Below are 12681 nucleotides of genomic sequence, written 5' to 3'. Positions count from 1 at the left end.
GCGTGTCGCGGACCGTCCGCCTCCGCAGGTCCCCGCCCCGGTCCGGCGGACGGGCCTCATTTCGTCTTGAGGACCTCCGGCGAGCTCACGTCGACCGTGCGGACGGCGCGCCCGGCCGCCGTCCGCCGCACGGCGTCCAGCAACCTGATCTTCTCGTCCGCCCGTTCGGCGGCGCCCCACACCACCGTCTGCCCGCCCGCCATGTAGAGGGTCACCTCCTCCGGACCGCTCGCCTCCACCTCGGTGAGCTTGCCGCTGAGGCGCTCGGGCAGTGCCGACAGCACGGTGAGCGCCGCCAGGGTCGCCCGGTCGGACGGCCCGGGCGAGGCGACGGTGAGCACGGGCAGCCCCGCCGGGCGGGACTCCTCGTCGGCGACGGTCACGCCGTGCCGGTCGAGCAGGTGGTAGCCGCCTCCGTTGCGGAAGACCGCGACCGGCCGGCGCTCCCGCACGACGATGCGGACCGTCCCCGGCCAGCGCCGCTCGATCGCCGCCGACTCGACCTCGCGGAGCCGCTCGACGCGGTCGCGGACCGCGCCGGTCCTGAGCCGCACCAACGGCGTGCCGAGATCGATCCCGGCCGCGGCCGATACCTGGTCGGAGGACGCGAGGCGGGTGCCGGTCACCTCGACGTGCCGCACCACCAGCAGCCTCGACCCGAGCAGGACCCAGGACACCGCGCCGAGCGCGCCGACCACCAGGAGGGTGACGAACACCACCTTCCAGCGGTTCGCGCGGGCGCGCCCGTCCGGCGCCGCGGCCTCCGGGTCCGGATCGTGCTCCGGCTCCGGCGACGCGCGGCGGCCCGTCTGCGCCTCGGTCATGCCCCAAGCCTGACAGTGATCCCCGCGTCCGCGGCCGACCGCGCGAGCGGCGGCGTGTCACGTCCCGTCCCCCGGCAAGCCGTATGCCCCGGCAAACCCGACCCCCTCGGCAAGCCCGATCCCCCGGCGGGCCCTAGCGGCCCGACGGGCCCCGCGCCCCGGCGAGGCGTTCCAGGATGAGCGGGCCGAGCTGCGTCACGTCCCCGGCGCCCAACGTGATGACGACGTCGCCGGGGCGGGCGAGCGACGCCGCGATACCGGGCACCTCGTCCCGTTCGGGCGCGTAGACGGTCTCGGTGCCGGCCGGGACGGCGTCGGCGACCAGCGCGCCCGTGACGCCGGGCTCGGGGTCCTCGCGGGCGCCGTAGACGTCGAGGACGACCGCGACGTCGGCGAGGCCGAGCGCGGCGCCGAATTCGGCGGCGAAGAACCGGGTGCGGCTGTACAGGTGCGGCTGGAAGACCGCGACGATGCGGCCCCGGCCGCCCGGACCCGCGCCCTTCTCCCCCAGGTAGTCGCGCGTGGCGTCCAGGTCGGCGGTCAGCTCGGTCGGGTGGTGGGCGTAGCTGTCGAACACCTCGACGCCGCCCGCCTCGCCCTTGCGCTCCAGCCGCCGCATCGCCCCGCCGAACGCGGCGAGGCCGTCGCGCACCGGCGCGTCGTCGAGGCCGAGGGACCGCGCGACCGCGATGACGGCGGCGGCGTTGAGCGCGTTGTGGCGCCCCGGCACCGCGAGCGTGAACTCCCCGTCGCCCTCGATCTCGAAGCGGGAGCCGAGGCCGCGCGGCGTGAACCCGGTCACCCGCAGGTCGGCGCCCTCGGCCTCCCCGTAGGTCAGCACGGTCAGGCCGCGGGCCCGCGCCCGCTCGGCCATCTCCATCGCGACCGGGTCGTCGGCGCCGGCGACGAGGGTGCCGCCCGGCTCGACGCGGTCGACGAAGCGGGCGAAGTTCTCCTTGACCTTCTCGAAGCCGCCGTAGTTGTCGAGGTGGTCGGCCTCGACGTTGGTGATGACCGCGATGCGCGGGGTGTACATGAGGAACGAGCCGTCGCTCTCGTCGGCCTCCGCGACGAACACGTCGCCGGTGCCCTCGTCGGCGCCGAGGCCGGTGGTGACGAGCTGCCCGCCGATGCAGTAGGACGGGTCGGCGCCCGCGTGCTGGAGCGCCACCGTCATCATCGAGGTGGTGGTGGTCTTGCCGTGCGTGCCGGCGACCGCGACGGCCCGGCGGCCGGCCATCAGCGAGGCGAGCGCGGCCGAGCGGTGCAGGACGCGCAGGCCCCGCGACCGGGCGGCGACCAGCTCGGGGTTGGTGTCGCGGATCGCCGTGGACACCACGACGGTGTCGGCGTCGCCCACGTGCGCGGCGTCGTGCCCGACGAAGACCTTGGCGCCGAGGTCGCCGAGCTGGGTGAGCAGCTCGGAGTCGCGTGCGTCGCTGCCGGACACGGCGATGCCGCGCCGCAGCATGATGCGGGCGACGCCGGACATCCCGGCGCCCCCGATCGCGATGAAGTGGACCCGGCCGAGCTCGGCGGCCGGCACCACCTCCCCCGGGTCGATCAGGCTCATCGGGCGGCGCCCGCGGAGCGGACCACTTCGTAGACCATCTGGGCGAGCGCGACGTCGGCGTCGCGGCGGCCCATCCGTCCGGCGGCCTCCGACATGTGCGCGACGCGGGCCGGGTCGGCCAGCACCGGCAGCAGGTGCCGGGCGATCCAGTCAGGCGACAGCTCGGCGTTGTCGACCAGCATGCCGCCGCCCGCCGCGACGATCGGCTCGGCGTTCAGCCGCTGCTCGCCGTTGCCGATCGGCAGCGGGACGTACACCGCGGGGAGCGCGACCGCGGCCAGCTCGGCGCAGGTCATCGCGCCCGCGCGGCACATCGCCATGTCGGCGGCGGCGTAGGCGAGGTCCATGCGGTCGCAGTAGGGGATCGTGACGTACTGCGGGCCGCCGGCCGCGGGCTCGGGCTCCTCGGTGTTCTTCGGCCCGACGATGTGCAGCACCTGGATGCCCGCCTGCCGGAAGTACGGCGCGGAGGCCACGGCGGCCTGGTTCAGCGACCGGGCGCCCTGCGAGCCGCCGAAGATCAGCAGCGTGGGCAGGTCGGGGAGCAGCCCGAAGTAGGAGCGCGCCTTGTCCCCCATCGCGAGCCGGTCCAGGGTCGCGATCTCGCGGCGCAGCGGGATCCCCACGAACCGGGCGTTCGGCAGCGGCGAGTCGGCGTGCGAGACCGCGACGTGCTCGGTGAAGCGGGCACCGAGCTTGTTGGCCAGGCCGGGCTTCGGGTTCGCCTCGTGCACGATGATCGGCACCTTGCGCTTGCGCGCCGCGAGGTAGCCCGGGGTGGCGACGTAGCCGCCGAAGCCGACGAGGATGTCGGCCTGGGCCTGGTCGAGGACGGAGGCGGCCGCGTTGATCGCCCCGCGCAGCCGGCCGGGCACCGACAGCAGCTGCGGGGTGAGCGTGCGCGGCAGCGGCACCGGCGGGATCAGGGCGAGCTCGTAGCCCCGCTGCGGGACCAGACGGGTCTCCAGGCCCCGCTCGGTCCCGAGGCAGACGACCCCGGTGTTCGGGTCGTTGCGGCGCAGCGCGTCGGCGAGCGCCAGGGCGGGCTCGATGTGTCCGGCGGTGCCGCCGCCGGCCAGGACAACCCTCATGTCCGTTGACAACTCCTCAGCGTGGTTCGAAGGGGGGATTTCAACGCCGTGCCAGACCCAGCCAGCTTAGAGCCCTCACGACCGGTCCGGGACCCCGTGCGGAGAGTGCTTGCCGCGCCCCGGGCTCGCGCTTGGCGAACGCGAGCAGCATGCCGAGCGCGAACAGGGTCGGGATGAGCGCCGAGCCCCCGTAGGACACCAGCGGGAGGGGGATGCCCGTGATGGGCAGGACGCGGATGACGGCGCCGATGTTCACGATCGCCTGCACCACCACCCACGCCGTGGCGCCCGCGGCGGCGAGCCTGGTGAACGGGTCCTTCACGCGCTTGGCGATCCGCAGTCCCGCGTAGGCGAGCAGGCCGAACAGGCCGAGCACGACGAGGGTCCCGACGAGGCCGAACTCCTCCCCCACGATCGCGAAGATGAAGTCGGTCTCGGCGTGCGGCAGGTAGTCCCACTTGGCGCGGCCCTCGCCGAGGCCCGTGCCGAACAGTCCTCCCGAGGCGAGCGCGAACAGGCCCTGCGTGCCCTGGTAGTTGGTGGTGAGCTGGTTGCCGGACGGGTCGAGGAACCCGGTGAGCCGCTGCATCCGGTACGGCTCGACGATGACGAGGATCGACACGAGCAGGCACACCAGCCCCGCGATGCCGACGAACAGCCGCCCGGGCGCGCCGACGGCCCACAGCAGCGCCAGGAAGATCGTGAGGAGCACCAGGGTGGTGCCGAGGTCGCTGCCCAGCATCACCAGCAGGACGAGCACCCCGGCGCCCGGCATCAGCGGCACCAGCAGCGGCCGCCATTCGGTGAGCTGGCCGAGCCGGTCCTTGCGGGCCAGCAGGTCGGCGCCCCACAGCACCAGGGCGAGCTTGGCCAGCTCCGACGGCTGGATCTGCACCGGGCCCAGGGCGACCCACCGGGTCGCGCCGCCCGCGCTGCGCCCGAGCCCGGGGATCAGCACCATCGCCAGCGCGACGACCGACAGCAGCAGCAGCGGGTAGGCGAGCGCGCGGAACGTCTTCACCGGCAGCCGCGACGCCAGCCACATGCCGGGCAGCCCGATCGCCACCCACACGGCCTGCTTCTGGAACAGCGTGTACGCCGAGCCCGTCGCCTGGAGCTGCTTCACGCTGGAGGCCGACAGCACCATCGTCAGGCCGAGCGCGAGCAGCATCACCGAGCAGCCCAGCACCAGGTAGTAGGAGGTGAGGGGGCGGTCGAGCAGCCCGACGGCGGCGACCACCTGCTCCCGTGGCCCCGGACGCCGGGCGGCGCCGTCCTCCCCGGCCGCGGTGGTCATCGTTACCGGGCGTCCCGGGAGAGGCGCTCGACCGCCGCGATGAAGGCGTCCCCGCGGGCCGGATAGTTGGCGAACATGTCGAAGGAGGCGCCGACGGGCGCGAGCAGCACGGTGTCCCCGGGCCGGGCGAGGCCGGAGGCGTGGGCGACGACGCGGTCCATGGCCCCAGTGTCGGTGTCGGGGACGTCCACCACGGGGACATCCGGGGCGTGTCGCGCGAGTGCCTCGGCGATCCGGTGCCGGTCGCGTCCCATCAGCACGGCGCCGCGCAGCCGCCCGGCGCACGAGCGCACCAGGTCGTCGACGTCCAGGCCCTTGAGGAGGCCGCCGGCGATCCACACGACGCTGTCGTAGGCGGCGAGCGACGCGGCGGCGGCGTGCGGCTGGGTCGCCTTGGAGTCGTTGACGTAGGCGACGCCCGCGACGTCGGCGACGTGCTGGATGCGGTGCGGGTCGGGGACGAACGCCCGCAGCCCCTCCCGGACGGCCTCGGGCGGCACGCCGAACGCGCGGGCCAGCCCGGCGGCGGCGAGCGCGTTCGCGACGTTGTGCGGCGCGAACGGCCGCACGTCCCCGAGCGCGGCCAGTTCGGCGGCCTGGCTCGCGGGGTCGTCGGTGAAGGCCCGGTCGACCAGCAGCTCCTCCACGACGCCGAGCTCCCCGGGGCGCGGCACCTGGAGGGTGAAGCCGATCCGCCGGGACACGCCCTCGGCGCGTTCGGCGAGCGCCGCGGAGGTGTCGTCGTCGGCGTTGTAGACGGCGACGCAGCCCGGAGCGAAGATCTTGGCCTTGGCGCCGACGTAGGCGTCCATGGAGCCGTGCCAGTCGAGGTGGTCGGGCGCGACGTTCAGCACCGCGGCCGCGTACGGGGCGAGCGAGCCGGACCAGTGCAGCTGGTAGCTCGACAGCTCCACCGCCAGCACGTCGTAGGGCTCCTGCTCCTCCCGGGGCGAGGACTCCCCGGGCTCCCCGGGCTCCCCGGGGACACCCGCGACGGCCTCCACGATCGGCGTTCCGACGTTCCCGACGGCGAGGGCCCTGTGGCCGGCGGCGGTGAGCATGCAGGCCAGCATCCGCACGGCGGTGGTCTTGCCGTCCGTCCCGGTGATGGCCAGCCAGGGCGCCGCGCCCTCGGGGCGGAGCCGCCACGCCAGCTCCACCTCCCCGATGATCTCGATGCCGGCCGCGGCGGCCGCGGCGAGCAGCGGCGCGTCCGGCCGCCAGCCCGGCGAGGTCACGACGAGGCCGGTGCCCGCCGGGAGGGACTCGCCGTCGCCGAGCCGGACCGCGACCCCGCGGGCCTCCAGCTCGGCGGCGTGCCCGCGCTGCTCCTCGCCGTCGCGGGCGTCCACGATGGTGACGCGGGCGCCGCGCGCGGCCAGGACGCGGGCGGCGGCGCGGCCGGACACGCCGAGCCCGGCCACGCACACGCTCAGGCCGTCCCAGGGGCGCTCAGTCACTTCTTGGGCATCCATTCCAGGTAGAAGAGGCCGATGCCGATCGCCACGAACGTCGCGGACATCAGCCAGAAGCGCACGACGATCGTGGTCTCGGCCCAGCCCGACAGCTCGAAGTGGTGCTGCAGCGGCGCCATCTTGAACACGCGTTTGCGGGTCATCTTGAACCCGCCGACCTGGATGATCACCGACAGCGTGATCATCACGATCAGCCCGCACAGGATGGCCAGGAGCAGCTGGGTGCGGGTGAGGATCGCCAGGCCGACCAGCACGCCGCCGAGGGCCAGCGAGCCGGTGTCGCCCATGAAGATCTTCGCGGGCGGGGCGTTCCACCACAGGAACCCGAACACGCCGCCGAGCACGGCCGCGGCGACCACCGCGAGGTCGAGGGGGTCGCGGACGCTGTAGCAGTTGGGGGCGAGGGCGGCGGCGCAGCTGTTGCGCAGCTGCCAGTTGCCGATGATGACGTAGGCGGCCAGCACCATGCCGGCCGGGCCCGCCGCGAGGCCGTCCAGCCCGTCGGTGAGGTTCACGCCGTTGGACATGGCCGCGATGAGCAGCAGAGCCCACACCACGAACAGGTACGGGCCGATCGAGGGGCCGAAGTCGCGCAGGAAGGAGATGTGGGGGTCGGCGGGGGTGACGTCGTAGCCGTTGGGGAAGTTCAGCGATCCGACCGCGAACACGACGCCGACGAGGACGATGCCGATCATCTTGGCGCCGCTGCGCAGGCCGAGGCTGCGCTGCTTGAACACCTTGATGTAGTCGTCCACGAACCCGACGAGGCCGAGGCCCGTCATCAGGAACAGCACCAGGATCCCCGAGATGGTGGGGACCTCCCCGGTGAACAGGTGCGCGGCCGCGTAGCCGACGAGCGAGCCGACGATGAAGACCGTCCCGCCCATCGTGGGGGTGCCGCGCTTGTTCAGGTGGGCCTCGGGGCCCTCGTCGCGGATCATCTGGCCGTAGCCGAGCCGGTTGACGATGCGGATCCACACCGGCGTGCCGACCATCACGAAGACCAGCGCGATGCCCGCGGCGATGATGATGTTGGTCATCGGCCGTCCTCCGCGAGGATCGCCTCGGCCACCCGTTCCAGGCCGGCCACGCGGGAGCCCTTCACCAGCACGACGTCCCGCGGCGCGAGCCGCTCCCTGAGCACGGTCACCGCCGCGCCGACGTCATCCACCTGTACGCACTCTCCCGTCCATGACGCCACCTGCCCGGCCCCTTCGGCCATCGCCGTCGCGTTCGAGCCGACCACCACGAATCCGGCGATCCCGCTGCGCGCGACATGCTGTCCGATCCTGGCATGTTCCGCCATGGAAGAGTCACCTAGTTCGGCCATCTCGCCCAGCACCGCGTAGGCGCGGCGGCCGCGGGCCATGTGGACGAGCACGTCGATCGCGGCGCGGGTCGAGTCGGGGTTGGCGTTGTAGGCGTCGTTCACCACGGTCACCCCGTCGGCCCGCTCGGTGACCTCCATCCGCCACCGGCTGACCGGCACGGCCGCCGAGAGCGCCTCGGCGACCGCCCCGGTCGCGAGCCCCGCCGCGCGCGCGGCGGCGGCCGCGGCCAGCGCGTTCGGGACGGCGTGCGCGCCGTGCAGGCGCAGCGCGACCGGCGCCGCGCCCTCCGGCGTGACGAGGGTGAAGCGCGCCCGGCCCTGCTCGTCGAGGGTCTCGTCCTCGGCGCGGACCGCGGCGCCCGGCGACCGGCCGAACATGACGACCTCGCCCCGGGTCCGGGACGCCATCGCGCTGACCAGCGGGTCGTCGGCGTTGAGGACGGCGGTGCCGCCCGGCGGGACCGCCTCCACGATCTCGCCCTTGGCCCGCGCGATGTTCTCCCGGCCGCCGAACTCCCCGACGTGCGCCGTGCCGACGTTCAGCACGACGCCGACGTCCGGGCGCGCGATGCCGGTCAGGTAGGCGATGTGGCCGATGCCGCGGGCGCCCATCTCCAGCACCAGGTGCCGGGTGGCGGCGTCCGCGCGCAGCACGGTGAGCGGCAGCCCGATCTCGTTGTTGAACGACCCGGGCGGGTAGACCGTCGGGCCCGCGCCGCTCAGGACCTGCCCGATGAGGTCCTTGGTGGAGGTCTTGCCGGCCGAGCCGGTGACCGCGACGACCGTCACGTCCGGCAGCCGCTCCAGGACGGCCCTCGCGAGCCGTCCGAGCGCCTCCTGCACGTCGCCGACGACCACGCACGGTCCGTCCACCGGCTGCTGGGCGAGCACGCCCGCCGCCCCGGCGGCGAGGGCCCCGGCCGCGAAGTCGTGCCCATCCGCGCGGTCGCCCTTCAGCGCCGCGAACAGCGCCCCGGGCTCCACCGCGCGGGAGTCGATCACCACGGGGCCGTCCACCACCGGGTCGTCCACCACCGGGTCCGGCGGCCCGTGCCGGACCCCTCCCGTGATCTCCGCGATCGTCGACAGCGGAAGTGGGATCACGCCTGCGTCCCGTCCCCTCTTGTCCCTTGTCCCTGGCGCCGGAGCGCGTCCGCACGGCGCCGGAGCGCGGCGCGCACGACCTCACGGTCGTCGAACGGATGTACCTCGCCCGCCACGTTCTGGCCCTGCTCGTGCCCCTTGCCCGCGACGACGACGACGTCGCCGCGGCGGGCGCGGCCGACGGCCAGGTCGATCGCGGCGGCGCGGTCGGGCTCCACGACGATGTGCGCGCGCTCCGGCTGCGGCACCTTGAGCCCGCCCTCGACCATAGCGGCAAGGATGGCCAGTGGATCTTCCGACCTCGGATTGTCGTTGGTGAGGTACGCCATGTCGGCCAGCCGCGCGGCGGCCTCGCCCATGAGCGGCCGCTTGCCGCGGTCGCGGTCGCCGCCGCAGCCGATCACCACCGCGAGGTCGCCGCCGGTGACGGGCCGCAGGGCGTTCAGGACGGCCTCGACCGCGCCCGGCTTGTGCGAGTAGTCGACGAGGGTCGTGAAGTCCTGCCCCTCGTCGACCCGCTCCAGCCGCCCGGGGACGCCCGGCAGCGACGCCACCCCCCGCACCGCCGCCTGCAGCGGGATCCCCGCCTCCACCAGCGCGACGATCGCGGCCAGGGCGTTGGCGACGTTGAACGGCCCGGCGAGGCGGACCTCGCCGTCGGCCTCGATGCCGAGGGGCCCGACGACGCGGAACACGCTGCCGTCGGCGCCGACGCGCACGTCCTCGGCCCGCCAGTCGGCCGCCGGGTCCCCGGTCGGGGAGAACGTCGTCGCCGGCACCGTGGCGATCTCCAGCAGCTCGCGGCCGTAGTGGTCGTCGAGGTTGATCACGCCGACCCGCGAGTACCCGGGCGTGAACAGCCGCGCCTTCGCGAGGAAGTAGTCCTGCATGGTCGGGTGGTAGTCGAGGTGGTCCTGGGACAGGTTCGTGAACACCGCCACCTCGAAGCGGGCCCCGCCGACCCGGCCCTGCACGAGCGCGTGGCTGGACACCTCCATCGCGGCGGCGCCGACGCCGCGCTCGCGCATCATCGCCAGCAGCGCGTGCAGGTCGGTCGCCTCCGGCGTGGTGAGCGCGCTCGGCACCCGGTCGCCGCCCACCCGGATCTCGACGCCGCCGACCAGGCCCGTCTCGATCCCGGCGGCGCGCAGGCCCGCCTCCAGCAGGAACGCCGTGGTGGTCTTGCCGCTGGTGCCCGTCACGCCGATGAGAGTGATGTCACGCCCGGGCTCGCCGTACACCCACGCCGCCGCGTCGCCGAGCCGCGCCCGGACGTCGCCCGTCACCAGGACGGGAAGGCCCGTCGCCGCGGCCCGGTCGTACCCGTCGGGGTCGGTGAGGATCGCCACGGCGCCCGCCTCGGCGGCCTGGGCGGAGAACTGGGCGCCGTGCGCGCGGGCGCCGGGCAGCGCCGCGTAGACGTCGCCGGGCGCCACCGCGCGCGAGTCGTGTGTGATCCCCGTGGCGGACACCGCGTCCCATGCGCTCCGCCCGTCCTGCCCGTCATGTCCGATTCCGAGGAGCGCCGCGAGTCCGCTCAGCGGACGAGCCGGGTTGGTGGTGGGACGCATGGCGTTTCTTTCGTTGCGGACGGTACGGGACTGGTGGGACACGGGTGGTGGACTCACAGGCGAGGAGGGTACTCGCTGCGATCAGTCGCGGGCGCGGATCTCGATGATCGGCGGCCTGCTCCCCGTCGGCGGGATCTTCTCGGACTGAAGCGCGAAGCTCATCACGTCCTTGAAGACCGGTGCCGCCGCATCGCCACCATAGTGGCTCCCGCGCTTCGGATCCTGCAGGACGACCTGCACCACCAGGCGCGGGTCGTCCGCGGGCGCGAACCCGGCGAACGAGGCGGTGTAGCCGCCGCCGTCGTAGCAGCCGCAGCGCGGGTTGACGATCTCCGCGGTCCCGGTCTTGCCCGCGACGCGGTACCCCTTGATCTGCGCCTTCGGGGCGGTGCCCTCCTTCGTCGTGACGCCTTCCAGCATGTCGCTGATCTGCCGGGCCGTCTTCGCGCTGATGACCTGCTCGCGCTCCGGCTCGGGCGCCGGGGTGAACTTGTCGTGCTCCCCGACGGTGCCCGCGACCAGGCTCGGCGCGACTCGGACGCCCCCGTTGGCGATCGTCGCGTAGACGCTCGCCATCTGCACCGCGTTCACCGAGACCGTCTGCCCGAACGCGATCGGGTACCGGTCGGTGCCCGACCACTTGGCCGGCGGCTCCAGGAGGCCCGCCGTCTCGCCGGGCAGCGGCAGGCCGGTCCGCCGGCCGAACCCGAAGTCGCGCAGCGTCTGGTAGAGCCGCTCCTGGCCGATGCTCTCGCTGGCCATGATCGTGCCGACGTTGCTCGACTTGGCGAGGACGCCCGCGAACGTCAGCCGCTCGGGCTGGTGGGGGTGCGAGTCGTGGAACACCACGTCGTACTTTTTGATCTTGTCGGGGACGGTGTAGGGCGTCTGCGGGGTGACGCCGCCGTGCTCCATGACGGCCGCGGCGGTGACGACCTTGCCGGTGCTGCCCGGCTCGTAGGCGTCCTGCACCAGGGGGCTGCCCCAGCGGGACCGGTCGGAGTCGGCGTAGTCGTTCGGGTCGAATCCCGGCGCGGAGGCCATCGCGAGGAGCCGGCCGGTGCGCGGGTCCATGACGATCACGGTGCCGCTCTTGGCCCGGCTCGCCTTGACCTGCTGCTCGATCGCCTGCTGCGCCTTGAACTGCAGGTCGCGCTGCAGCGTCAGGCGGACCCCGCTGCCGGGCACCGACGGGCGCTTCTGGTCCTCGCCCATGGGGATGTGCTGGCCCTCGGGGCTGATCTCGACCCGCTGCCAGCCCGCCTTGCCGGCGAGCACGCCGTTCAGCGAGCTCTCCAGGCCGGCGGCCCCGCTCCCCGTGTCGTTCACGAAACCTATGACGCTGGCGGCCAGCGAATCGTTGGGATATTCCCGGCGATATTCCGGCAAAGTACCGATGCCGAGAAAGTTCCACGAGCTGACCAGCCGCGCCTGGTCGGGGCGGACCCCGTGCGCGAGGTACACGAACCTCGTCTCGGGCCTGCTGATCTGCTTCAGCAGCGTCGCGGGGTTCAGCCCGAGCGTCGGGGCCAGCGCGTTGACGATCGACTGCCGCTTGTCCGCCTTGATCAGCGAGGGGTCCGCGAAGATCGCGCGGGCCTCCACCGTCATGGCGAGCGGGTTGCCCTGCGCGTCGGTGATGTCGCCGCGGACGGCGGGCAGCGTGAGCTCCCGCATCCGCTGGAGCATCGCCTGCTCGGTGTACTGCTCCGAGTCGATCGTCTGGAGCTGGACGAGCCGGCCGGCGAACAGCGACAGCACGAACGCGACGACGAGCAGCCCGACGTTGAGCCGCTTGAGCGGGTCGCGCCGATGGAAGGGGACCCGGGCCCGCGGGGGCCGGCCGGGAGGCGGGCGCCGGCCGGAGCCGCCGCCGGGGCGCGGGCCTCGGGGGCCCGCGTCGTCCTTCTTCGGCGGCGAGCTTTGGGCGTTGCGGACCGTGCGGCTCTCCGCGGTCGAGGCCTTGGCGGGCACCTTCTTCCGCGCTGAGCGCTTCGTGGCCGTGGCGGCGCCCGTCTGCCCGCTCGGCTTCTCCTTGCGCGCGGAGGTCTTGCGCGCAGCGTCCTTGTGCGCGGTGTCCTTACGGGCAGCGTTCTTCCGCGCCGTGTCCTTAGCGGGGGTCTCCTTGCGCGGGGTCTCCTTGCGGGGGGTGGGGGCCATGCCGCTGCGCGCGGGACGGCGGGCGCCGCCCTTCGCGCCCGGCCGTCCCGCGCCGTCCGCCCGTCCTGCGGGCGGGCGCGGCGCACTCCCTGTCTGACGCCCGGACGCGCGCGCCGCGCCCGGGCCGCTCTTGTCGTCACGCCCGGCCGCGCCGCGGGGGCCGCGCCCGTCCGAGCCGCGCCTGCGGCCGGGGGGCGGGCCGGCGGAACCGCGTCCCGGGCCCTTCGTCACCGTGCCACCCGCTCCCCGCCGTACC

General features: G+C 74.2%; 9 protein-coding genes. All 9 read right to left on the bottom strand.

The genetic code is table 11. From position 1 onward, the window contains the following. Nucleotides 1–56 precede the first annotated feature (56 nt). The 9 genes from AB0C84_RS00995 to AB0C84_RS00955 all read right to left on the bottom strand — a co-directional run bounded on the left by AB0C84_RS00995 (nt 57) and on the right by AB0C84_RS00955 (nt 12656). Nucleotides 57–824: an FtsQ-type POTRA domain-containing protein gene (locus AB0C84_RS00995; protein ID WP_361059849.1), complete on the bottom strand. Its 768-nt coding sequence runs from the start codon at nt 822–824 to the stop codon at nt 57–59. Between the two features lie 133 nt (nt 825–957). Then, nucleotides 958–2397, bottom strand: coding sequence for a UDP-N-acetylmuramate--L-alanine ligase (gene murC, locus AB0C84_RS00990; protein WP_361059846.1), 1440 nt, complete (start codon nt 2395–2397; stop codon nt 958–960). Beyond that, a complete protein-coding gene (gene murG / locus AB0C84_RS00985; protein WP_089312300.1) occupies nt 2394–3488 on the bottom strand; it encodes an undecaprenyldiphospho-muramoylpentapeptide beta-N-acetylglucosaminyltransferase in 1095 nt (364 codons plus the stop codon). The genes murC and murG overlap by 4 nt, the downstream gene beginning before the upstream one ends. A gap of 40 nt (nt 3489–3528) precedes the next feature. Then, entirely contained in the window at nt 3529–4785 is a 1257-nt protein-coding gene (gene ftsW / locus AB0C84_RS00980; RefSeq protein ID WP_179842781.1) for a putative lipid II flippase FtsW, read from the bottom strand. 2 nt (nt 4786–4787) lie between these two features. Then, on the bottom strand, nt 4788–6260 hold the full coding sequence (murD, locus tag AB0C84_RS00975) for a UDP-N-acetylmuramoyl-L-alanine--D-glutamate ligase (RefSeq protein ID WP_361059841.1): 1473 nt from the start codon (nt 6258–6260) through the stop codon (nt 4788–4790). Next, nucleotides 6242–7300, bottom strand: a complete 1059-nt coding sequence (gene mraY, locus AB0C84_RS00970) for a phospho-N-acetylmuramoyl-pentapeptide-transferase (RefSeq protein WP_179842783.1) — start codon at nt 7298–7300, stop codon at nt 6242–6244. The genes murD and mraY overlap by 19 nt, the downstream gene beginning before the upstream one ends. Then, nucleotides 7297–8694 carry a UDP-N-acetylmuramoyl-tripeptide--D-alanyl-D-alanine ligase gene (gene murF / locus AB0C84_RS00965; protein ID WP_361059836.1) on the bottom strand — a complete coding sequence of 466 codons (1398 nt, stop codon included), beginning with the start codon at nt 8692–8694 and terminating at the stop codon, nt 7297–7299. Before murF ends, mraY begins: the two co-directional genes overlap by 4 nt. After that, the gene (locus tag AB0C84_RS00960; RefSeq protein WP_361060198.1) at nt 8691–10265 is read right to left on the bottom strand and encodes a UDP-N-acetylmuramoyl-L-alanyl-D-glutamate--2,6-diaminopimelate ligase; all 1575 of its coding nucleotides are present in this window, start codon (nt 10263–10265) and stop codon (nt 8691–8693) included. Before AB0C84_RS00960 ends, murF begins: the two co-directional genes overlap by 4 nt. An 81-nt stretch (nt 10266–10346) precedes the next feature. Then, nucleotides 10347–12656, bottom strand: a complete 2310-nt coding sequence (locus tag AB0C84_RS00955; protein ID WP_361059833.1) for a penicillin-binding transpeptidase domain-containing protein — start codon at nt 12654–12656, stop codon at nt 10347–10349. Nucleotides 12657–12681 lie beyond the last annotated feature (25 nt).

Origin of the sequence: Actinomadura sp. NPDC048955 (genome assembly GCF_040649435.1) — a bacterium.
Taxonomy (GTDB): Bacteria; Actinomycetota; Actinomycetes; order Streptosporangiales; family Streptosporangiaceae; genus Spirillospora; species Spirillospora luteofluorescens.
The sequence above is the reverse complement of the archived record's forward strand: the minus strand, read 5'-3'. Positions and strand labels throughout refer to the sequence as shown.